General features: G+C 60.3%; 26 protein-coding genes. 23 read left to right on the top strand and 3 right to left on the bottom strand.

Annotated elements, in window-relative coordinates:
• Positions 1 to 49 precede the first annotated feature (49 nt).
• The 9 genes from PPGU16_RS41520 (at position 50) to PPGU16_RS41560 (ending at position 5,869) form a co-directional block, all read left to right on the top strand.
• Positions 50 to 529 carry a PRTRC system protein E gene (locus PPGU16_RS41520; RefSeq protein WP_180727393.1) on the top strand — a complete coding sequence of 160 codons (480 nt, stop codon included), beginning with the start codon at positions 50 to 52 and terminating at the stop codon, positions 527 to 529.
• Between the two features lie 8 nt (positions 530 to 537).
• On the top strand, positions 538 to 756 hold the full coding sequence (locus PPGU16_RS41525; protein WP_180727394.1) for a PRTRC system protein C: 219 nt from the start codon (positions 538 to 540) through the stop codon (positions 754 to 756).
• Between the two features lie 96 nt (positions 757 to 852).
• Complete coding sequence (locus PPGU16_RS41530; protein ID WP_180727395.1) at positions 853 to 1,998, top strand: PRTRC system protein F; 1,146 nt, start codon at positions 853 to 855, stop codon at positions 1,996 to 1,998.
• An 11-nt stretch (positions 1,999 to 2,009) separates the two neighbouring features.
• Complete coding sequence (locus tag PPGU16_RS41535) at positions 2,010 to 2,738, top strand: PRTRC system protein B (protein WP_180727396.1); 729 nt, start codon at positions 2,010 to 2,012, stop codon at positions 2,736 to 2,738.
• Between the two features lie 8 nt (positions 2,739 to 2,746).
• Positions 2,747 to 3,388, top strand: coding sequence for a PRTRC system protein A (locus PPGU16_RS41540; RefSeq protein WP_180727397.1), 642 nt, complete (start codon positions 2,747 to 2,749; stop codon positions 3,386 to 3,388).
• Positions 3,385 to 4,218, top strand: a complete 834-nt coding sequence (locus tag PPGU16_RS41545; RefSeq protein WP_180727398.1) for a PRTRC system ThiF family protein — start codon at positions 3,385 to 3,387, stop codon at positions 4,216 to 4,218. Before PPGU16_RS41540 ends, PPGU16_RS41545 begins: the two co-directional genes overlap by 4 nt.
• Before the next feature lie 108 nt (positions 4,219 to 4,326).
• Positions 4,327 to 4,689, top strand: a complete 363-nt coding sequence (locus PPGU16_RS41550; RefSeq protein ID WP_180727399.1) for a hypothetical protein — start codon at positions 4,327 to 4,329, stop codon at positions 4,687 to 4,689.
• Between the two features lie 311 nt (positions 4,690 to 5,000).
• Positions 5,001 to 5,477, top strand: a complete 477-nt coding sequence (locus tag PPGU16_RS41555) for a hypothetical protein (RefSeq protein ID WP_180727400.1) — start codon at positions 5,001 to 5,003, stop codon at positions 5,475 to 5,477.
• A 191-nt stretch (positions 5,478 to 5,668) separates the two neighbouring features.
• Positions 5,669 to 5,869, top strand: coding sequence for a hypothetical protein (locus tag PPGU16_RS41560; protein WP_243460791.1), 201 nt, complete (start codon positions 5,669 to 5,671; stop codon positions 5,867 to 5,869).
• A gap of 68 nt (positions 5,870 to 5,937) precedes the next feature.
• Here the strand turns inward: PPGU16_RS41560 and PPGU16_RS41565 are convergent, their stop codons facing one another.
• The gene (locus PPGU16_RS41565; protein WP_180727401.1) at positions 5,938 to 6,321 is read right to left on the bottom strand and encodes a hypothetical protein; all 384 of its coding nucleotides are present in this window, start codon (positions 6,319 to 6,321) and stop codon (positions 5,938 to 5,940) included.
• A 431-nt stretch (positions 6,322 to 6,752) separates the two neighbouring features.
• Here PPGU16_RS41565 and PPGU16_RS41570 point away from each other — a divergent pair, with 431 nt between their 5' ends.
• The 13 genes from PPGU16_RS41570 (at position 6,753) to PPGU16_RS41630 (ending at position 17,605) form a co-directional block, all read left to right on the top strand.
• Positions 6,753 to 7,037 carry a hypothetical protein gene (locus PPGU16_RS41570; RefSeq protein ID WP_180727402.1) on the top strand — a complete coding sequence of 95 codons (285 nt, stop codon included), beginning with the start codon at positions 6,753 to 6,755 and terminating at the stop codon, positions 7,035 to 7,037.
• A 109-nt stretch (positions 7,038 to 7,146) separates the two neighbouring features.
• Complete coding sequence (locus tag PPGU16_RS41575) at positions 7,147 to 7,536, top strand: hypothetical protein (protein WP_180727403.1); 390 nt, start codon at positions 7,147 to 7,149, stop codon at positions 7,534 to 7,536.
• A gap of 73 nt (positions 7,537 to 7,609) precedes the next feature.
• Positions 7,610 to 8,071 (top strand): outer membrane lipoprotein, encoded by a 462-nt coding sequence (locus PPGU16_RS41580; RefSeq protein WP_180727404.1) that lies wholly within the window; start codon positions 7,610 to 7,612, stop codon positions 8,069 to 8,071.
• 90 nt (positions 8,072 to 8,161) lie between these two features.
• Positions 8,162 to 8,554 (top strand): hypothetical protein, encoded by a 393-nt coding sequence (locus PPGU16_RS41585; protein WP_054924198.1) that lies wholly within the window; start codon positions 8,162 to 8,164, stop codon positions 8,552 to 8,554.
• A gap of 8 nt (positions 8,555 to 8,562) precedes the next feature.
• Positions 8,563 to 9,036 carry a hypothetical protein gene (locus tag PPGU16_RS41590; RefSeq protein ID WP_180727405.1) on the top strand — a complete coding sequence of 158 codons (474 nt, stop codon included), beginning with the start codon at positions 8,563 to 8,565 and terminating at the stop codon, positions 9,034 to 9,036.
• A 212-nt stretch (positions 9,037 to 9,248) separates the two neighbouring features.
• Positions 9,249 to 9,659, top strand: a complete 411-nt coding sequence (locus PPGU16_RS41595) for a hypothetical protein (RefSeq protein WP_180727406.1) — start codon at positions 9,249 to 9,251, stop codon at positions 9,657 to 9,659.
• A gap of 93 nt (positions 9,660 to 9,752) precedes the next feature.
• On the top strand, positions 9,753 to 11,267 hold the full coding sequence (locus PPGU16_RS41600; protein WP_180727407.1) for a hypothetical protein: 1,515 nt from the start codon (positions 9,753 to 9,755) through the stop codon (positions 11,265 to 11,267).
• 11 nt (positions 11,268 to 11,278) lie between these two features.
• Entirely contained in the window at positions 11,279 to 11,737 is a 459-nt protein-coding gene (locus PPGU16_RS41605) for a hypothetical protein (RefSeq protein ID WP_180727408.1), read from the top strand.
• A gap of 451 nt (positions 11,738 to 12,188) precedes the next feature.
• The gene (ltrA, locus tag PPGU16_RS41610; RefSeq protein ID WP_180727409.1) at positions 12,189 to 13,580 is read left to right on the top strand and encodes a group II intron reverse transcriptase/maturase; all 1,392 of its coding nucleotides are present in this window, start codon (positions 12,189 to 12,191) and stop codon (positions 13,578 to 13,580) included.
• Positions 13,581 to 13,852: 272 nt separating this feature from the next.
• On the top strand, positions 13,853 to 14,092 hold the full coding sequence (locus tag PPGU16_RS41615; protein ID WP_180727410.1) for a DUF3717 domain-containing protein: 240 nt from the start codon (positions 13,853 to 13,855) through the stop codon (positions 14,090 to 14,092).
• 130 nt (positions 14,093 to 14,222) lie between these two features.
• Complete coding sequence (locus tag PPGU16_RS41620; RefSeq protein ID WP_180727411.1) at positions 14,223 to 15,242, top strand: ATP-binding protein; 1,020 nt, start codon at positions 14,223 to 14,225, stop codon at positions 15,240 to 15,242.
• Positions 15,243 to 15,354: 112 nt separating this feature from the next.
• Positions 15,355 to 16,305 (top strand): hypothetical protein, encoded by a 951-nt coding sequence (locus PPGU16_RS41625; RefSeq protein WP_180727412.1) that lies wholly within the window; start codon positions 15,355 to 15,357, stop codon positions 16,303 to 16,305.
• A 7-nt stretch (positions 16,306 to 16,312) separates the two neighbouring features.
• A complete protein-coding gene (locus tag PPGU16_RS41630; protein ID WP_180727413.1) occupies positions 16,313 to 17,605 on the top strand; it encodes a vWA domain-containing protein in 1,293 nt (430 codons plus the stop codon).
• A gap of 400 nt (positions 17,606 to 18,005) precedes the next feature.
• Here PPGU16_RS41630 and PPGU16_RS41635 read toward each other — a convergent pair whose 3' ends face one another.
• Entirely contained in the window at positions 18,006 to 18,311 is a 306-nt protein-coding gene (locus PPGU16_RS41635; protein WP_180727414.1) for an H-NS histone family protein, read from the bottom strand.
• A 166-nt stretch (positions 18,312 to 18,477) separates the two neighbouring features.
• On the opposite strand from PPGU16_RS41635, the gene PPGU16_RS41640 reads away from it, so the two are divergent.
• Positions 18,478 to 18,939, top strand: a complete 462-nt coding sequence (locus PPGU16_RS41640) for a hypothetical protein (protein WP_180727415.1) — start codon at positions 18,478 to 18,480, stop codon at positions 18,937 to 18,939.
• A 3-nt stretch (positions 18,940 to 18,942) separates the two neighbouring features.
• Here PPGU16_RS41640 and PPGU16_RS41645 read toward each other — a convergent pair whose 3' ends face one another.
• On the bottom strand, positions 18,943 to 19,407 hold the full coding sequence (locus PPGU16_RS41645; RefSeq protein ID WP_180727416.1) for a hypothetical protein: 465 nt from the start codon (positions 19,405 to 19,407) through the stop codon (positions 18,943 to 18,945).
• Positions 19,408 to 19,497: the final 90 nt, after the last annotated feature.

Here is a 19,497-nt window from a genome sequence, read left to right on the forward strand (position 1 = left end):
TATGTATACGCCGCCACTGCGCGGCGTTTCTCTTTTCTGGAGTAATCCCATGTTTCAGCAACTCGAAGCGCTGGTGCGAACCAGCGGGAAGCTGCAACTCACCCTGAAGATGGACAACGATCGCATGGCGGTCGTGGTCGTGCCTCAAGGTGACGGTAAAGAAGCCGCATTGCGTCAGCCGCTCGTGCTGACCGCAACGCCGGCGGAACTCGATGAGGGTTTCGTGGCCGCGGTGATTTCCTATTCGTCGGCGCACGCTTCCCTGTCCGAACAGGTGGCGGCAACGGCGGCGATCCTGCAGGAAGCGGAAAAGAGCCAGGCGTCGAAGGCACAGAAGGCTCTCGCGAAAGGCACAAAGACGGCCCCGGCGAAAGCCGGTCAGTCGAACGCCAGCAGCGAAGACGAGGGTGACGACGACAACGACGATGACGGCCAGTCAGCGTCCACGTCGGCGGCGCCCGCCGCTGCAACGCCTGCGAGTGCCGGGGGTTCCTCCGCCGGTACTGATCTTCTCTCTCTTCTCGGTTGAGGTTCGCCATGTCCATTTCCATCGCACGTCTGGTTCGCGAGTTCATCTACAACGGCGTGAACTTCGTCGATCCCGGTCCGACCTTTTCTCCCGAAGAGGTGCGAGATCTGTACTCCGCCCAGTATCCCGAGCTGACCACGGCCGCAATCGAGGGCCCGGTCTACGAAGGAGAAATCGCTCGCTACACGTTCATGCGTGCGGCGGGTGCAAAGGGCGGCGATGCGTAAGCGCGCGCTCATGAAATGCATCGCCGACGAGGCGATGCAATCCACCACTGAACCGCCCGAAAGGGCGGTTTTTTTTCATGACAAGGAAATCGAGCAATGTTCTTCGATCCTCGGCCTGCTGATGCGGACGTCGCTCTCGAGGGCGTCAGCTGGCAACCGGCGCAGCGTGCCGTTGCCCGACGTCGACCTGCCAATGATCTTCTGACTCTTCCCGAGCTGTCGCGCGCTGTTGTGGCGCGACCGTCGCTGAAGTGGCCGGCAGATCGCGATGTGACCACCCTTGTAGGGGAGCACTTTACGTCGGGACCCGTCAGGGCGGCCGACGTGAAGACTTTTGCAAGTGCTGGCGACGCGATGGCACAGGCGCTGTTCGCCTGGATCCGTCGCGAATGTGGCGCGATGAAACGTCTGTTGTTTCGACCGTATCTGCTGGACACGAATGCGGTCCAGGAACAGATCATGTATCAGACGGACGCTTCCGATTTCGAGCCCACCTCTGCGCTGTATCTGGGCATCGAAACCCCGGAGGACCATGTCTATGTGATCGAGGAGCGCGCGGCGCCACTCAGGAAAGCGCACCCGCGCCTTCTTGCCACGGCGCTGATTCTCATCAACCGGGCATCGTTCCGGACGCTGGTCATGCGCACGCCGGACGATTTTCTGTCCCTGTTCGCACAATGGAACTGGGACGGTGATCCGTGGTGTGACGATGAAGACGCGATCAAGCTCTTGCAAGATCGCTTTGGCGATGATCCGGACGAGTTTCAGCATTACCTGCCCTCAGTGGTTCGGGACGACGTCTGCCCGCCCAGCATGGAAATCGGCCGCTGGAACGCCAAACGTCGGTGCTGGCGCAATGATCCCGCGCTTGGTATCGAAGCGTTACGACGTCTTCAGTGGACGCAGACCGGCTGGGTCCGCATGTTGTGCGCGGAGCTCGAACGTCTGACAGTCCTGCTTACCCGTGCTGGTCCTCGCGCCCTGTTCGACTGGTCTTTCAGACCGGAAGTGATTTACGGGGCAACCTCGATCGCGGCGTGTGATGACGTCTACACCGGCGACATCCTGGACACACACTACGAGTACTTCAACAGCGGCGGTGATGGCTCGTTGTTCCACGGGTTCATCGCTCTCGCTCAATCTCCCAATGACATCCGCAAGCAGTACGCCGACTGGTCGTTGGGCTTTTCCATTCTTCGACAGGTCGATCGCGTGGCAGCTTTGCTCACGCGTAGTGCCTAAGGAAACAGCAAATGAAAAATCTGCTTCTCTCGACGGGGCATTCGACCGACCTGGTGATGAGTGGCGCAATCCTGCTCTATTCCCAATCACGTGACTCGCAAAGCCCGATCTACGCTACCGCGCATCCCGTCTCGAATACCGGCAAACGGCCGGTGATTGGCGCGGGGCGACCGGTTGACCGTGAGGCGCTGTTCACGGCGCTCGACTCGCTGGCCGAACGCTGTGCGGCCAATGCGGAGTTCCTGCCTGAGACGGTGCTCGCGATCGACCGGACGGCAGTGACCTGGTGGTGTCGGCCGACAATGCGTCGTGTTTTTTTCGACTGCGCCGAGCTTGGCACCGTCACCGCGGTGGTCCCGCATCCGGGACTGATCTTTCAGGCGCGTACCAACGGCTTCTTCGTTTATGCGCTCGACGGCGCTGCCCGGCCGAGACCGGACACGCCGTTGTTTGAACCGCCGTACTTCAACACGTGGGACCACGGTTCCATCTGTATCGGTTCCGCGCGCGTACCCGCCCGCATCGACGTTGCGTCGCTTGATGGGTGGGAGAGCGGCTTTTTCGAATCTGCGTTTACCCATCCCAACGCGGGTGGAAAACGTGTCAATCACCCACGAGGCGAATTTGCGTTCTGGAAGGAAATGCTGGCCGGTAAGTACGGCGAGCAATTCCCCCTGGAATGTCTCGTGCCCATGAAACGGACCCTCGGCGAACTGATCGCGCGGGGCCCCAAAGGCTGAAAATGAGCATGAATATTCTTGATATGACACTGCAACGGTCGTTTCCGACCGTCATGGTCCCGCGCAACGAAGCCGTCGCAGAGATGCAGGCGGCGGGCGAGCGGTTGCTGGTCGCTGAAGACGGCGTTTTCATCGAGATCCGGCGTTCCTGGCTTTCGCTGGTGCGCAAGGTCGCGGAGTTCAGCGTTCGCACGGCCATACCGTACGGTCGGGTCACCCCGACAACCCGGCTGCTGTGCGAAACCATCCCCGCAGATCTCGTTGGTGCATTTGCCGAGATGGCCCGCAAGGCGCATCCAAAGGAAACGGGTGCCTGGATTGTGTGGAGTCCGTCGACGCAGGCCTTCCGGCTAGCGCCAGTGGGCATCGTTACCCATACCGGCGGCTCGTTGAAGTATCAGCCGCCGGCGCTGTCGGGTGACGAAGTGCTGGTGGTGGACTGCCATTCGCACGGCAGGCATCCCGCGTACTTTTCGTCGACCGATAACGATGATGATCGCCATGACGTGAAGATGGCGCTTGTCATCGGCAACTGTGACCGTCCAAACCCGAGTATTGCCCTGCGTCTTTGTGCAAAGGGCATTTTCGAGGAGACGGAGCACGCCCCCCTGACGTGGTATCAGGCCATACGCGAACCGGAGGCAGTATGACAGACGCGATCAGCCATGAAATACCGGCGCACATGGTACAGCGCCCCTGGAGAGTCATCGTCGTTGGTGCGGGAGGGACGGGCAGTGCAGTTTTGCCCTCGCTCGCGCGCCTGCACCACGCCATGATCGAACTGGGACACCCCGGGGGGATCGAGTGCACGGTGTACGACGACGATACTGTCAGTCCGACCAACGTCGGACGACAGGGGTTTTATCCGAATGACGTCGGCAGCTACAAGGCGTCGCTGATCGTCAACCGGCTGAATATGCTGATGGGCACCAACTGGCGGGCGGTCACGCAACGCCTGAGCGGTCGCACGGCGCTTTTCAATGTCGATCTCGTTATCGGGTGCGTCGATACGCGTGCAGCCCGAAAGGCAATCCTCGACTCAATCGGGGAGACGGCTGCGTATTACCTCGACTGCGGGAACGACACGGATCGGGGGCAGGTGGTGCTCGGACAGACCATGCCCCGGGCGAAAAGGAAGACCAGTCCGGCGCGGTTGCCACACGTAGGTGAGCTGTTTCCGGACCTGGTTGACCCGTCGAAAGACGCTGACGACGATACGCCGTCGTGCTCGATGGCCGACGCGCTGCGCAAGCAGTCGCTGGTCATCAACTCTGCGATCGCGGTTCAGGCGTTCAATCTTCTGTGGACGCTGTTCCGCACCAGGTCGTTGAAGTATTCCGGCGTCTTTGTGAATCTGGCGACGGGTCGTACCAATCCGATTCCGATTGACCCTGCTGCGTGGGCGCGCTTCGGATACGAGGCACCCAAACCCAAGGAAAAGAAGGCTCGAAAGAGCCGGAAATCTACCGTAGCTGATTGACATGCCGCTTCCTTCGGGAAGCGGTTTTTTTGGTTCTGGAAATACTGCTGACAGGACCACTCTGTCACGGCTTCTCCGACACCATCTCATCGTTTCGTGGAGGGAATTATGAAAGATGCGATTGTCGCCGGCTTCGCACTGCACGGCTGGCGCAAGGATCGATTGGTCGATGCTTTCAGCAAGATATTTGAGACCGCTGTTGCGCCGAAACAGGCCAGTATCTGGCTCAGTTTCGATAAAGAATGCGACCGGTGGTGGCTCGCCAATGGGGACTTCACCAGCGCTGGCGAGAACGTACTTGCGGGAACCTATGCGATTTTCCCGGTCGGGATGTCTCAAGCCTCGATCGAGCAAACCGTTGCAGCCCTTGTAGGCGAGATGGAGCGGAAGATCGCCAAAGCCTATTCGGTTCGATTGCTTGGTTATTCGGCTGAGAATGTATCGAAGACTTCCGAGTTGGGCGACCTGTAACCAACGCCGTTTCCTTCGAGGACCGGCGCTTTTTTTCCGTGAAAGCGCTAGGGATTTCGAAAGGTTTTGGGCCAGATCTGCCCGACGGCAACCGTAGACTGAAAGTTCTTCAGCGCTTTCGCGCATCGACATTGCGTTCAGGTTGGCAAGTCTATCTGACGCTCTGGACGGCTCGTTCCGTCCCATCTAAAGCCGCTTCCCTACAGGAAGTGGCTTTTTCTCTTTTTGGAGGCTTCATTTCGCTATACCGATGAGCAGCGCAGGTCGCTGCGAACCATGCAACATCCTTTCTAACCTCGGAGGTTACTCTCATGCTGAAAAAACTGTTCAGCCCTTTTCTGCTTGCACGTACCGCAAGCAATCCGCACACGCACGCCGGTGCGTTCGTTATCACTCTGCTGGCGCTCTTCGTAGCGGCGTTTCATCGCTTCGAAGGCTTCGCGGAGCCGTATCAGGTGTGGTTCCGCTACGACGAGGTCCACTACCTCGGCTCGTGGGCGCCGTCGTTTGCTGAACATCTGGCCGGAGCATTCGCGCTCTGCTCGTTGTTCACGCTGTTCTGGGGCGTATTCGTGAAGCCGACAGCTCGCAACCGCACGTTGCTCGCCGGGCTGTTTGCCGTTGTGTACTTCGTTTTCTCGACGGTAATGCACGACGGTGCGCAGCTTCTGGCCACTCGCGACATTGACCAGCTGCTGCAAATGGTGGCGGACGTTGTCGGGCTTGGAACATCGCTGCTGTGGCTGGCGTGGCCAGCTGCGCCCGACAACGAGCCTGCTTTCGCGTAGGCCTTCACTGACGCCGCGTCTTTGGCGTGGCGTCCTCATGCAACCTCCCGCGCGGGCAAGTGACCCGTGCGGGTTGCTCCGTGCGGCATCTCAATGGAGCAACCAGATGGCGGACAATCAACAACCGATGTGTGACGCAGATCTTCCACACGCAGTTATCCGGTTCACACGCGCTGTGACCACGCTTCAGCATGGAAAAAGGTGAGCGCTGGGGCTTTGTGGTCTACGGGAAAAACGCAGATCGCGTGGCCGCGATAAAGGCCGGAGAGCGCTTCGATTTCGCCGGCGGGCAATGCCTCGCGCAGGACGTCGAGTTGATCTACGAAGGCCCGGGTGACCTTGAATGGAGTCGTGCCGCCGGTTATCTGAAAGAGCCGGTCGTGAGCACTTAGCTGAACCATCTGATATCGAAGCCAGCGCCGTTCCCGAAGGGAGCGGCGCTTTTTTATTTGCAGTTCGGTTACCAGTAGCGACGGCGACGATATTCATGGAACACGGCGAGGCAGAGCAAAGCGACGAAGATCACTTCAAGGCCCCAGGTCATCCACGCGCTGTCAATGAAAGACTGCTCATGCCACGGCCGGAACGAGGATTCTGATTCGTTGCCGCCGTTCGCAATGCTGGTCAGGACCGGCCAGATAGTCGGCCAGCCAAGCGCGGGGAAGGCGGCAAGAATTTGCAACCCGAAGTCGTCCAGAAATCGCCAAATGATGGCGAGCGCCACAATAACAACGACAAGTGACGCCGCCGTCGAACAGACGGATGCGAAGCTGGCCCCAATCGCATGGGAGATCCACAGGATCACCGCAACAACAAGAATGCATGGAATCAGAATGGCCATCATCAGGCCGTCGTTTCGGTTTTGCATCTTTAAAGACCTCAAAGGTTTAGGGGGCCGATAGCCGGTGTAACGGCACGAGACGGCAGCGTCTGTAGGGACTGTGACTGGCGCCGCCATTCGTCGGGCAGGCAAACACCTGCGCGGGACCGGTGATTCATGTTCGCAGCTATATAGGGAAGTCAAGCGCGTGCGACCAGCACTACGCGGCGAAAGAGGGGCGGTTTTCTCGATGTTTCCGACCAACCGCGAGTGGTCGCGGTCCTAAAATCAACGTATCACCCGCGCTCTTGCGCATCGAAAGAACACTCCGGCTTGCTGGAGTGCCTTACCTTTGACCGGCAACTGCCGGTCGTCCACGACGGGCACCCCCGTCTGTCAACCCTGTTGGGAGCCATCCCAACGGGACCGGCTCCCGTTTTTTTAGGAGCCGCACCATGCTGCAGCAAGTCACTCAGTCCGCAGAGCTCGTCAAGTTCCTGGCAATCGCCAACGACCCTGAACGTATCTCGGAAAAGTGGGGCTTTCGTGAGAACCAACGCGTTTTCGCGCAAGCTGTTGCAACCTTGCCCATCCGGCAGTTCCAAGGCTCCATTCTGTATCTGTGGAGCGACGGAACGGCCACTGTAAAGTTTGATTTTCAAATCCCCTTTGATGCCGAGCGCGAGCTCGTCAAAAGCGGTCGCGTCGATTTGCATTACCTCACTCGCATTTCGTCGTAACCAGCAATTGTTCAATGCGTCAGGCACCTCCGCCTGACGCAACAATCTTTCTCTCGTTGGGAGCCAATCCCACCGGGAACCGGCTCCCGCATTTTCAAGGAGCTGTTCCATGTCGAATCGCAATCGCACGGCCATGGCCGTTTCGTTCAAGTTCGTCCTGATCGTTGCCGCTGTTCTCGCCGCGATCGGCTGCATATTGGTCTTTTCAGGTTGCGCTTTCGAAGCGCAGAGCCAACTCAATCTGCTTCGTGCGTCCGGTCCGGCGGCTCTCGATGCCTATCTGGCGCACGTCGATTCACATCAACTGTCGTTCGCCGCGTACATGTTCGAGTCCGTATCGGGACACGGATACGCATATGGCTCTTTCCTGCAGGGCGTCGGTTTCTGGTTCGTCTTCGTTCTCGCACCGCTGTCGGCTGCACTGCTTGTCGCAGTGCGCTGGTTGGCCTCGCGTGATCGAAGCGTGAGCCTGCGTCATCGCCTGGCTGCTGCTCACTGATTCAAAAATCTCTTTCCCGTCAGGGCAACCACCCTGACGGGATGGTTGCCCCTCATCTCGTTGAGGCAATCAAATGTTCAAGATCATCTTCAGTCTCGTTCTCGCGTCCATGCTGTCGGCTTGCGCCGGTGTCGACTTCGGTTCGCCGAATACATACCAACGTTATGACGTCCAGCGTTCGGGCACGCTCGAAGAAGGCACGGTTCTCTGCACCCGCGCGATCACGATCGAAGCCAGCCAGGATAACTCCGGGCTGACGTCGCTCATCAGCGCAGGTGTCGGTGCTTTCCTCGGTTCACGCACGATCGGCAATGGCACAGGCCGCTACATCGCTGGTGCCTTGACGGGTGCTGCGTCGGGCTTTGTTACGCAGAAGGTTTCGCAGGTGCTGTCGCATCACTCGGGCCTCGAAATCATCGTACGCACGAACACCGGTCGCAACGTCGTCGTCGCTCAACCGGACGATCAACAGTTCGCGCCGGGCGATCACGTGCTTCTCGTCACCACCAACTCAGGTCTGCGTGTCACGCACTGATCCGCTCTTCCAAAGCCGGCGTTGCCGGCCCATTCCTTCATCGCGAGGCGTCCCGAAAGGGACCCTCGCTTTTTCTTTTCTGAGGCAGCAATGTTGAAAGTTCCGAAGGTGTTCTATGCCGACCGCCGCAGTGCGGGTGCGGCTGCTGACGCCGCTATCACCCACCATGCGACGCAGATGCTGCGTCGTGTCGCACGCGATCTTCGTCTTCGCTCCGGCGAGCACGAAATCGTCGCCGAACCGGCTCGCCGCAATCGCGGTTGCCGTGTCACCCTCCATACCCCCGCCGTCATGCTGGAAGTCGCTGACACACCGACCCGCCAGAAGGTCGCCGTGTCGTTCCGCACGCGTCGCGGCCGCTCCGATCTGTCGGGCGGTGGCGACAATGCGGTCGCACTTGAGCAGCTGACGTCCCGCGATGGGTACGACGCGTTGCTTACGGGCTTGCGCCTTGCCGCAGGTCTGGACCGCGAACGCCGATAGGAGGCCGGATGGAAATCGTCGAAATCTTCGTCGAGTACCCGTCCGGGATGACCATCACCGATCGCGCCAGCTATTCATGTGAGGCCGATCAGGTCTATCCGTCGGAACGTCTGCAGGCAGTGCTGCGGGAGTTCAGCATCACCGAAGCGCCGCCCGCCGTGTCGGCTGTTATAAATGGCGTGAACGTGCAACTGGATAGCAGGATCGACGGTAGTTTCTCGGTGGGTGAGACGATGCAGTCGCGCAGCCCGGAAAGTGCGCTCGCTCGTCTGTTGCGTCTCTTTACTGAACCCACAAAAGAGCAGCGGCAGCAGTTCGGCCGCTTCTGTCACACCATAGCAGCCGCTGCGTTTCTCGGGGCGGTCGGCGTGTGGCATTCAACCGAGGCCTGGACGGCCGAAAGCGTCAAGCTGGAGGCGAGTCTGATACTGAGTTTTGTGATAACGTTTGTCCGAGGCATGCATTCTTTCAGAGGAGAGTAAGCATGGACGTCAGTTTTCTGATTGTTGGCGCCGCATTGGCGCTATACGGTCTGGGTGCGCTGATGGATCGCAATGCTGAAAAGGCACTGCGTGAACGCCGGTACCCGCGCATTCCCCGTTAGTCATTTATCTCAGATCGGCGCAGTCGCCGGTCCACCATTCATCAAAGGCTGCACCCATCCGGGTGTGGCCTTTTTTGCTTTCTGAATCCTATGTCCGAATTACTTGAACGCCCGGCCTTGCAAGCCAGCACGCCGTTTCATCCTGCCGGCAAAACAATCCGGCAGGTTGTCGGCCACATCGAATGTGCCCTTCGCCAGTCGGAAATCGAACCCGAATGGATTGATGCTGCCAATCTCGTCAACGATCCGAACGAAGACTACTTCGGGCTGGTCGATACCCGCGACTGGCCAGATGACGGCGGACCGCGTCGGCGTCTGGTGCTGTCGGTCGCGCGCGGATACTCCGAAGGCTGGATGATCCAGATCGACTTCATGCAGTTCTTTGAGGTCGAGGAGGCTGGCCACTGGAAGAGCCAGCCCGTTCTGCGCATCAAGACTTTGTCGCGCACGCAAGCGTGGGCGGTAGCCGCTGTTGTATCGCGGATGCTCGACATCGACTGACCACACCCGCGTTTCATCAACATCAAACCCATTCGGGGCCAACGTCCCCAGATGGGGTGTTGGTCCCGCTTCCTTTTACGGAGCCAACTCCCTATGTACAAACTGACGATTCCCGGTGAAACCTTCATTGTCGCCACGTTGGCCGGTGTGCTGTCCCTGTTCCGTGATGAGCGCGTACAGGCAACTGCAACGGCGCTTATCGGGCTGCAGAGCGACAGCGCTGCCGCAAGCGTGACTCGCTACAACGGCAAGCTGGCGATCCGCCGCGCTGGTTCGGCGGCCGAAGTAATCGCATCCCTCTTTGACGAGGTCCGCGCGCACTGGCTCGGCCAATATGGTGCGCAGCCGAAGCCGTGGCAGATCCGCCAGGCGCACTGGGACGAACTGTTCGGCCTGTTCGAGCTTTCTCGCGCACCGGAATGCTTCCTTTCCAGTAGCCAGATTGATGCGGAACGTGCAGCAGCGCGCAACGCCCGCCAATTCTTCGACCTGTCGCCGTTGTTCCATCGCGCTGCCGTTGAGCGCTTTGGCTTTGGCGCTGGCGGCCCGCCCGCCCCGGGCGGCGGCGTGAACGCCAGGCATGAGGTACACGTAGCGTACGCGCTGTTGCGCAACGAACCTGTGCCCGATGCGGTACTCGACGACTATCGCAGGATGGAGCGGGCCTTTCGCTACGACCTTGAATGGGCGGAGCCGCTGCTCAACGTCGTCGAGCTACGTGGGCGCATGCCGGCGGAGAAACATCGATGGGTGGCGTCGGTGATGCGAGGCGCGAAGCAGCCGATTACCGCTCAGAACGTCGACGCGATCGTGGCGGCCGTCGAAGGCGTACCGGCTGCCTGTGATTTCGTCACGATCGACGATGCCCTGTTCGCTGCCGGTATCCTGTGCGCGGAATCGCTGCCTCCGATGTTCGACGAGCCTGTCACGTTGGGCACGCCGGTGAATGCCTTCGCCGAACGTCTGCGCCAGATTCTGGCCGACTCGAAGCGGGACAAATCTCTGGACAGAGCCGATATGGAGCGCACCCAGGGGCGCACGACTGCGCGCCGGCATAAGCTGGAGCGTGACATGGCGTTGCTTTCGCATGGCCGGGAGACCTTCGAATGGGCAAACCGCATGGCTCTCGCCTTCGAGCAGCGTGACCTGTCGCTGTTGCTTCAGGTGCTCGACAGTCCCGACACCCGCAACCGCAGCAGCAAGCGGGCGGTGGAAGATCACTACGGCGTCAAGCTGCGTGGAGGGAACTCGAAGGGCCGTCGTCGTGCGATCTTCGCCTTGTGCGGGATGGATGAGGCGGAGCAGGCGGCGTGGGAAGCGGCGGATGCTGAACGCAAGGAGGCTGCCCGCAAAGCTGCTGATGCGCAACACGCGAAGGAAGTTGCGCAACGTGCCCAGTATCAGCGTGCCGATGGCGTTGTCATTGATGGCGCAGCGCACGTCGAAGCGGCGATCGAGGAGGGCTTTCGCGAGATACGCGACTGGCGCAAGGGAGCAAGCAAGCAGTACGCTCTTGTGAATGTGGAACTGGGTCAGGCGCGAACGCTACGTGCAAAGGATGGCACGCTGGACTATGCGCGTGCGATGCTCGAGCGTCTTGCCGCTTAACGGGGGTGATCATGCGATTCGATCGTTACCCCCGGTACGAAGGCTATCGCTGGACGTCGCGCATGGAAGCGCTGCACCTGCGGCGGCAGGATCGTGCGGCAGAGAAGATCGCTCAGGCGTATCCGCTGTTCGCCGACCAGATTGCAACGCCTCGCGCGCTGTCGGTCGACGAAGAGAAGGAGCGTCGCGAGCGCATGTACGACCGCAGTGAGCAACGCATGCGAGACCTGTTCGCGCGCCAGTGGCGTGACGCGCGACGCGAGTACTTCGCGTGTGCCGTCGAAGTGCGGGAGCGGATCATGGTCGAGTGGAAGGCGTGGCACGGTCCGGCCAATCCTGTGTGCTTCTCGTATGTCATGGAAAAGCACAATGGCGTGGCTGCGGAAAAGTCACGCGTGTTCCGCGAGAGGGAAGCCGCGATGGTTGCCCGGATTGACGGCGCACGCCTCGCGCAGACCTCGCTACTCTGAAGTAATTTTCCTGAAACACAGCCGGCGCTCAGCGCCGGCTTTTTTTTCGTGCGCCCGGCAGGGCGCACTCACTCGGAGGTGAAAGTCCTCTACACACCCGGCAAGGGGAAGTGTTAGCCAGAGGCAAGGGTTTCGCGGGCGACTGCGAGTCTGAAGGAAGTCCGAGGCAAAGCGCTGGCCTGACGAACAGGAAGCGGATATGAGGCGACGCGTTGGGGCGAGGCAGCGAAAAAGGCCAAATCCAATACTTGCACGGAACGACGCGGCGTAAATCCGACGGGCATAAGCGTGAAGGTGGGTGCGTCATACCCGGGGAGATCTGCACGGCTGCCATAGGCTACCGGCGTCGAGAGGCGGCGGGATGGCTGTGCAGAAGTCAGCAGAGGGCATAGTAGGCCGAGAGGCTGAAGGCCCGAACATGAAGGACCACGATTAGGACGGTGGAGACTCGATGCGAACCGACGAAGCACAAGCCCGTGAGAGCGGGGCCATGACGCAGGAACCGGGGCGGAACCTCGGAGTGGGCATACATGGTGCGGAGGCAGGCACGGCGGCTACCGGGCAAACGAAAGTGGAGGAACCATCGCTGATGGACGCGGTGGTTGAACGTAGCAACCTATGGGCAGCGTATCGACGTGTAGTCAGCAACCGCGGTGCACCGGGGGTCGATGGCCTGCCGGTGGATCAATTCGCGGACTGGCTGAAGATGCACTGGCCAAGCGTGAAGGTGGCGCTGCTGGAAGGACGGTACATGCCTGAGGTGATACGCGCGGTGGATATACCGAAGCCTGCGGGCGGGGTACGGACACTGGGCATTCCGACGGTGCTGGATCGGCTGATACAGCAAGCGCTGCACCAGGTACTCCAGCCGATCTTCGAGCCGGGGTTCTCCGAGTCGAGCTACGGCTTCAGGCCGGAGCGCAGCGCGCAGCAGGCGGTACTGAGGGCACAGCAGTATGTGCAGGAAGGCCGCCGCTGGGTGGTGGACATCGACCTGGAGAAATTCTTCGATCGGGTGAACCACGACATCCTGATGTCGCGGATTGCCCGGCAGGTGAAGGATGATCGGGTGCTCAAGCTGATCCGGCGGTATCTGGAGGCGGGTCTGATGCGAGAAGGGATGGCGCAGCAACGACGGGAAGGGACGCCGCAAGGCGGTCCCCTGTCGCCACTGCTGTCGAACATCCTGCTGACGGATTGGGACCGCGAGCTTGAGCGACGTGGGCATGCGTTCTGCCGCTACGCGGACGACTGCAACATCTACGTCCGAAGCAGGGCGGCGGGCGAGCGACTGTTGATCGGCATGACTGCGTTTCTTGCGAAACGCCTGAAACTGAAGGTCAACGAAGCGAAAAGCGCATGTGACCGACCGTGGAAACGCAAATTCCTTGGCTACAGCATGACGGTACATCGTCAGACGAGGCTCCGCATTGCACCTGACAGCCTGAAACGGCTTACGGGGCGGGTGAAGACATTGCTGAGGAAGGGGCGCGGAAGAAGTCTGAGCCACACCATCGAAACACTGAATCCGGTGCTTCGCGGATGGATCAACTACTTCCGGTTCACGCAAAGCAAGCGCGTGCTGGAAGAACTGGATGGTTGGATCAGACGGCGCCTGCGTTGTCTGCTCTGGCGGCAGGCCAAACACCGCCAGGGCCGTACCACCATGCTACGTCGGCAGGGGTTGCCGGAAGATCGCGCATGGCGCTCGGCGCACAACGGCCAGGGGCCGTGGTGGAACGCTGGCGCGTCACACATGGGCACAGCCTTCCCGAAACGCTTCTTCGACCGACAAGGGCTTGTTTCGATGCTGGACACCCAGCAACGCCTCCAGCGTTCTTGATGAACCGCCGTATGCGGAACCGCACGTACGGTGGTGTGGGAGGGCTGAGGGGGTGACCCCTCACCCTACCCGATGCCGTCAGTTTTCCGCTCGCGGTCAAAGCGGGGTTGTTTTGCGCATGATTCGGGCAACTTGCGGTACTTTCAAAGCATAGACTTTCATCATCACCCGCGTCACTGACGCATCGAACCGCCGGATTCCGGCAACAAGTCTGCCCTGGGGGACGTCCTCCCTTTTCGGGCGACACCGGGGTACTACATTCTGAGGACCCCATGACTCAACACGACACTTCCGATCCTGATTGCGTTTCGATCCCGCAGATCGAAGCTGCGATCAACGTGTGGCGCAACCGCAATCCGTCTATGTTTGAAACGGATGTGCTGGTGCTGTGTGCTGAAGCACGTTGTCTCGCCGATCTGTACGGCGAGCTGATTTTCACGCGTGAAACCTCGGTGTCGCGCGAGTCGCTCACGCAGGCGCAACTGGCTGCATTGGCCGACGCGCTGACGTAACGCAGGACCGCTTTTTTCCAGCGTCAACCGACGCATCGACCTGCCGCGCAAGCGGCACACTCAACTCGCCCCATAGGGACCACGTCCCATGGGGCGTTGTTTCGTGGGGCTTTTCCTTTTCAGGTACCCCATGAAAGTCAATCCCAGCCAACTCCTTGCCCTGCTTTGTGCCTTCATCCCGCAGGGTCTCCCGGTGTTGATCACCGGCCCCGCGGGCGTCGGCAAGAGCGATATCGTTGCCCAGGCTGCGAAGGCAACCGGTCACGACCTGCTCATCAGTCATCCCGTCGTTGAAGATCCGACAGACTCCAAAGGTCTGCCGTTTCCGAAAGGCGACATTGCCCGCTTCCTTCCGTTTGGCGACCTTGAACGCGCGCTGAGCGCGACCAAGCCTCTGATCTGGTTCCTCGACGATCTCGGGCAGGCCTCGCCGGCGGTGCAGGCGGCGAAGATGCAACTGCTGCTTGCACGCCGCATTGGCGAACACGTGTTGTCTGACTGCGTCACATTCGTTGCGGCCACCAACCGGCGCGGTGACAACGCAGGCGTGACGGGCATTCTCGATCCCGTCATCTCGCGTTTTGCGACAGTGGTCGAGCTGGAGCCGACCATCGAAGCGTGGACCGACTGGGCTGTACGCCAAAACGTGCCCACGGAACTGATCTCCTTCCTGCGCTTTCGGCCGGATCTCCTGTACGTGCAGAAGAAGTCGCGCGACATCGAGAACTCGGCAAGCCCTCGCACCTGGGGGTTCGTCGCGAAGACGATGGGCGTCGTGCCGAAGGATCTTGAACTGATCTCGTACGCGGGGTCGGTCGGAGAGGGGGCCGCTGGTGAACTGATGGGCTTTCTTGGCATCTACCGCCAGTTGCCGTCGCCTGACTCCATCTTGCTCACGCCCGATACGGCCCCGATCCCGGAGTCGCCTGCGGCGCTCTGTGCGATCAGTACGGCACTTGCCGCCTATTCGACCGAAGACAACTTCGATCGTGTGCTGACGTATCACGACAGGATGTTCGATGCGGGCTACCGCGAATTCGCCGCGCTGCTCGGTCGTGACGCGATCCGGCGTAAGCCGGAGTTGCAGAACACGCCAGCGTTTGTCCGCGCACAGGCGGGTCCGCTCGGTCAGATCATCCGCGGCCAGTAAGCGCGCGTTCTTCCTGCATCACCTGAGTCTCCTGTTGCCACGACCCGCCATGCGCGGCCCGTGGCCTTTTTCTTTTTGCTGAATCCATTCCCTATCTTTTCTGGAGTTATCCATGAACATCACCGAACTGAAGTCGAAAGTCATGCTCTCGTCTGTCACCGTCTCCGCCTGGCAGGGACGTCGATTCGACATGAAAGCGACTGCAGCCGTCGAGGCGAAGCACCATACCAAGGGCATCGGTCGTTTCAACAAGCGTCTGTTGCCTGAACACGCGCCGAGCTATCACGAAGTGATCTCGATCGGCAATCGCATCCGCTCCTACTACTACGCCCACACGCTGCAGTACGACCAGCTGGGCGTGCGTCTTCTGCCGACGATGATCTACATGGACGTCGCCGATCAGTTGCGCAAGATGAAAGACGAGTTCGAGCTGGCCGTGTCGGTCTTCCTGACGGACTATCTGGACCTGAAGGAACAGGCACGCGAAGAGCAAAAGGACCTGTACAACGAGGCGGACTATCCGACACTGGCCCAGATGTCGGGCAAGTTCGGCGTCAAGCTCGCGGTGCTGCCGTTCCCTGACGCCAGCCAGTTCGGGGTGGATCTGCCGCCCGACGTGCTGACCGGTCTGCGTACTGAAATCGATCAGCACGTGCTGGCCTCGATCTCGACGGCCAACAACGATCTGGTCGGCCGTCTGTATGAGGCGGTCTCGAAGCTTGCTGACCGCCTCTACGGCGCCACGAACGTTCGCCTGGACGTCACGAACAACGTGCGCGAACTGTGCGATCTGCTGCCGAAGCTCAATTTCTCGAATGATCCGAAGCTCAATCACATCCTCGAGCAGGCGAAGCGCCATCTCGCCGTGCACAAGGGTGCGGATCTGAAGGAGTCGAACGTGCTGCGTTCGCAGGTCGCTGCCAAGGCTTCGGAAATCGAGGGGCTGATGGCAGCGTTCATGGGAGGGGCGCCCGATCCGATGGTCGATCGCGACCCGGCATTTGCGCCGGTCGAAACGATCATCCAGCCGGAGCAGACGCCGCTTCTTCGTCTCGTTGCCTGAGGTGGACATGGACCCGCGAATCTCGAAACAGCGTACCGCACTCGTACTTGATCAGCCGTTCTTCGGTGTACTCGCGCTTCGACTGAAGGTGGTCGAAGACGCGTCATGCAAGACGTTCTGGACTGACGGGGAATCGCTGGGCTACAACCCGGCGTATCTTGGCGGTCTGAACGACCTTGAAACGCGCGGCGTGCTGGCCCATGAGGTTCTGCATGTGGCCAATGGTCACTGCTGGCGTCAGGGCGATCGCGATCCGAAGCTCTGGAATGACGCATGTGACTATGCGATCAATCCGATCGTGCTTGAGGCAGGTATGCTGCTACCAAAGGGTGTGCTCGTCGACACGCGGTTCAAGGGCAAGTCGGCCGAAGAGATCTATGGAATCCTCGCGCAGGAGAAGCGGCAGAAGGAGAAGCAGCAAAAGCAGCAAGGGAAGGGAAAGCAGGACGGTTCGAAACCGGATGCGCAGTCTTGGCAGCAATCGGCTTCACAGCCGAAGCAGCAGCCTGACAGTACACCCGGGGGCAGTAGCGCGCCGCAGTCCTCAAACGCGAACGGCGCGAACACACCGTCCGCCAATCCCGAACCCACTGCGACTCCCGACGCCGCGCCCTCCTGTGGCGAGGTCCGCCAGTACACCGGCGACGACAAGGCGTTGAAGGAAGCTGACTGGAAGGTGGCCGTATTGCAGGCTGCGAAAGCAGCCAAAATGCGCGGCGCACTGCCTGGTGCTCTGGAGGCGATGGCGACGGATGCCGTCGAGCCTGTTGTCGACTGGCGGCCGATCCTGCATCGCTTTGCGCAGGAATCGTCGCCGACTGACTACAGCTTCGCGATGCCGAATCGTCGCTATCTGCACATGGGCCTGTATCTGCCATCGTTGAACGAACCGGCAGTTGGCGATGCGGTGTTCGTTCGCGATTCGAGTGGCTCCGTGTGGGATGAAACGCAGGCGCAGTTCGCTGCGGAAATCATCGCGGTGAATGCCGGCGTGCAACCTCGACGCCTGATCGTGATGGATTGCAACACGCGCGTGACTCAGGTGCAGATCTTCGAGCGCGGCGACGCGGTCGAGCTCGACCTGCTGCCGGTGCGCGGCGGCGGCGGCACCTCGTTCGTCGAGCCATTTGAACGGCTGGAGAAAGAGGGCATCCGTCCCGCGTTCCTGGTCTATCTGACCGACATGGATGGCCCGTTTCCGGACGAGGCACCGGATTACCCTGTCCTGTGGGCGTCGACGACGCCCCTCAAGCGGGCGAGGAAGGCGCCATTCGGCGAGATGGTCGAAGTGATCTGTTAGACGACGATGCAGTATTTCCTTGACCCAAACCCCGGCCGTGCGCTGGGGTTTTTTTTCGGCCAGCGAGTCCAAGCCCGAAATTTCACGATTTCACATGCGGTCTGCGGTCGAAAGAGGTGGTTTTCATCCGAAACTATCCCGAAAAATCAGTACCTTGGCGGCGGATCGGGACGTTGACAGCGCGCTCAAATGCGAAAAGTGACCTGATCCGGCTCAGGTACCTCTTGCGAAAAGGGAAACAATGCGAGATCCAGGACGGCGATCTATCCACATTAATTTCAAAATCGGAATCAATGTGCGGGGGCGGATCCTTCGGGCGAGCGAAAACGCCTGATGCAAGGGGGCCCTGTTGGCGCCAGCTTTTTACGTTCTATACGCGCAAAATGCTGGCTAATCCCAATCAAGTGAACAGATCCAACTGGCGAGGATCGATCCTCTGGCTTTCGTCACCCGCTTTAGTATTCGGCGCGATGCGGAAGAAATCCGGATCGACGCCAGCGCTTTGTGCCGCGCGCAGCCAGTGCGGCGTGTCCCCCAAGCCGTTCCATTCGTTGCCCCGCGCATCGCGGTAGAGCGGCGTGTGATCGAGATCGTGCTGGATTGAATCAGCGAGCGCTTGCGGCGTGATGCGAAACTCTTCCATACGTCGGCGAATCCAGATGATGAGCCGGTCACGCGCTTCGCCGTCGGCGATTTTTCCCTTCATGGACGAGGACTTCTCGTAGTTGTCGTGGTGCGGAGTATAACGGTGCTCGGGAATGCCGATCGCAGGTCGTCCCTTGGCCCCGGCAAACAGGCGCTCAACGTGCCTTTTGGCGGGCGAGCTGCTTGCTACGCTCTATTGAACGGGTTTCGACGAAGGGGGACGGCAGATGTTCTTGTCCTATCTCATTGATCCGCGCCATCGTACCGTCGAAAAGGTAAGCGACGGCTTTGACCGCGCATCGGAACTGCTCGAGAGCGACGCGACAGTGATGCATTCGCTCTGGCAAAGCATGTCGGACCGGGACTCGTCGGTCGATGTGGTGTCTTCAGCCAGCGCGGCGGGCGGGCCGTGGTTTCGCGTACGTCTCGTCCATTCCGGCAGAACGATCGAGCTCGTCGTCGCGGGCAGGGGCGTGCTCATCGTGTGCGGCAGTGTCCCCGGCGAAATCGGGCAACAACTCGCCGACGCATATGCCGTTGAATCTTGCATTGAATATCTGGAGGGTCACCCGACAGCCGCCGTCGACTGGCTCAAGAGTGAGCTTGGCCCAACCCGGCGAATCTCCGCTAAGCGCGCTGCAGGGAAAGGCAGGCGACCGCGTCGCCACCATGCATCCCCGGGACATTGACGCCTAGGCGCGCTTGCGCGCCACCTGTTCGAACGACTCGCCCCCCCGGAACCGTTCAAGCCGGTCGCTCGCATCAGCGACAGCCGCGAGCGGCGCCCGATGTAACTGCCTGTCATAGGTCGAGACGATCACCGCGAATTGCTGGAATCCTTGCTCGTCGAGCGACCACACGCCGGAGTCCTGGCCGCGATCGAAGGCCGCTGAGATGACGTCTTCGGCATTGCGCATCTGCTCGAACGTGGCTTCGCCGTAGCCCGCTTCGGCCAGTAGGCCGGTGAGAATCATTGCCTGGCAAAGTGTCTGCGCCGCGCTGGCGGTCCCAGTTCCACGCCGCATCGCGTCCAGCGCGATGTGAACCTGCAGACAGATCCGGTCGGCTTCGGTGCGGGGCATCGGTAGCAGGAGGGTCTTGTTTCGACGCGCACGCGCTGCTGCTGCGGTTCGCGCAAACGGAATCGTTCTGGCCATCGTGTCAATAGTTGAGAAAGCGTCGTGGGCGAATCCTACACCACACACCGGACCGCATCGTTACCCGGAAAGCTATACGTTTTACTGCAC

The sequence above is a fragment of the Paraburkholderia largidicola genome (genome assembly GCF_013426895.1).
GTDB lineage: Bacteria > Pseudomonadota > Gammaproteobacteria > Burkholderiales > Burkholderiaceae > Paraburkholderia > Paraburkholderia largidicola.

Bases quoted from the DNA above. Each gene is read 5' to 3' on its own strand.
- PPGU16_RS41525 (WP_180727394.1), top strand. From the start codon at position 538: ATGTCCATTTCCATCGCACGTCTGGTTCGCGAGTTCATCTACAACGGC.
- PPGU16_RS41590 (WP_180727405.1), top strand. From the start codon at position 8,563: ATGGAAATCGTCGAAATCTTCGTCGAGTACCCGTCCGGGATGACCATC.
- PPGU16_RS41640 (WP_180727415.1), top strand. From the start codon at position 18,478: ATGTTCTTGTCCTATCTCATTGATCCGCGCCATCGTACCGTCGAAAAG.
- PPGU16_RS41530 (WP_180727395.1), top strand. From the start codon at position 853: ATGTTCTTCGATCCTCGGCCTGCTGATGCGGACGTCGCTCTCGAGGGC.
- PPGU16_RS41635 (WP_180727414.1), bottom strand. From the start codon at position 18,311: ATGAAGGGAAAAATCGCCGACGGCGAAGCGCGTGACCGGCTCATCATC.
- PPGU16_RS41595 (WP_180727406.1), top strand. From the start codon at position 9,249: ATGTCCGAATTACTTGAACGCCCGGCCTTGCAAGCCAGCACGCCGTTT.
- PPGU16_RS41520 (WP_180727393.1), top strand. From the start codon at position 50: ATGTTTCAGCAACTCGAAGCGCTGGTGCGAACCAGCGGGAAGCTGCAA.
- PPGU16_RS41560 (WP_243460791.1), top strand. From the start codon at position 5,669: ATGGAAAAAGGTGAGCGCTGGGGCTTTGTGGTCTACGGGAAAAACGCA.
- PPGU16_RS41585 (WP_054924198.1), top strand. From the start codon at position 8,162: ATGTTGAAAGTTCCGAAGGTGTTCTATGCCGACCGCCGCAGTGCGGGT.
- PPGU16_RS41645 (WP_180727416.1), bottom strand. From the start codon at position 19,407: ATGGCCAGAACGATTCCGTTTGCGCGAACCGCAGCAGCAGCGCGTGCG.
- ltrA (WP_180727409.1), top strand. From the start codon at position 12,189: ATGCGAACCGACGAAGCACAAGCCCGTGAGAGCGGGGCCATGACGCAG.
- PPGU16_RS41600 (WP_180727407.1), top strand. From the start codon at position 9,753: ATGTACAAACTGACGATTCCCGGTGAAACCTTCATTGTCGCCACGTTG.
- PPGU16_RS41555 (WP_180727400.1), top strand. From the start codon at position 5,001: ATGCTGAAAAAACTGTTCAGCCCTTTTCTGCTTGCACGTACCGCAAGC.
- PPGU16_RS41605 (WP_180727408.1), top strand. From the start codon at position 11,279: ATGCGATTCGATCGTTACCCCCGGTACGAAGGCTATCGCTGGACGTCG.
- PPGU16_RS41615 (WP_180727410.1), top strand. From the start codon at position 13,853: ATGACTCAACACGACACTTCCGATCCTGATTGCGTTTCGATCCCGCAG.
- PPGU16_RS41575 (WP_180727403.1), top strand. From the start codon at position 7,147: ATGTCGAATCGCAATCGCACGGCCATGGCCGTTTCGTTCAAGTTCGTC.
- PPGU16_RS41625 (WP_180727412.1), top strand. From the start codon at position 15,355: ATGAACATCACCGAACTGAAGTCGAAAGTCATGCTCTCGTCTGTCACC.
- PPGU16_RS41550 (WP_180727399.1), top strand. From the start codon at position 4,327: ATGAAAGATGCGATTGTCGCCGGCTTCGCACTGCACGGCTGGCGCAAG.
- PPGU16_RS41630 (WP_180727413.1), top strand. From the start codon at position 16,313: ATGGACCCGCGAATCTCGAAACAGCGTACCGCACTCGTACTTGATCAG.
- PPGU16_RS41545 (WP_180727398.1), top strand. From the start codon at position 3,385: ATGACAGACGCGATCAGCCATGAAATACCGGCGCACATGGTACAGCGC.
- PPGU16_RS41565 (WP_180727401.1), bottom strand. From the start codon at position 6,321: ATGATGGCCATTCTGATTCCATGCATTCTTGTTGTTGCGGTGATCCTG.
- PPGU16_RS41580 (WP_180727404.1), top strand. From the start codon at position 7,610: ATGTTCAAGATCATCTTCAGTCTCGTTCTCGCGTCCATGCTGTCGGCT.
- PPGU16_RS41540 (WP_180727397.1), top strand. From the start codon at position 2,747: ATGAATATTCTTGATATGACACTGCAACGGTCGTTTCCGACCGTCATG.
- PPGU16_RS41620 (WP_180727411.1), top strand. From the start codon at position 14,223: ATGAAAGTCAATCCCAGCCAACTCCTTGCCCTGCTTTGTGCCTTCATC.
- PPGU16_RS41570 (WP_180727402.1), top strand. From the start codon at position 6,753: ATGCTGCAGCAAGTCACTCAGTCCGCAGAGCTCGTCAAGTTCCTGGCA.
- PPGU16_RS41535 (WP_180727396.1), top strand. From the start codon at position 2,010: ATGAAAAATCTGCTTCTCTCGACGGGGCATTCGACCGACCTGGTGATG.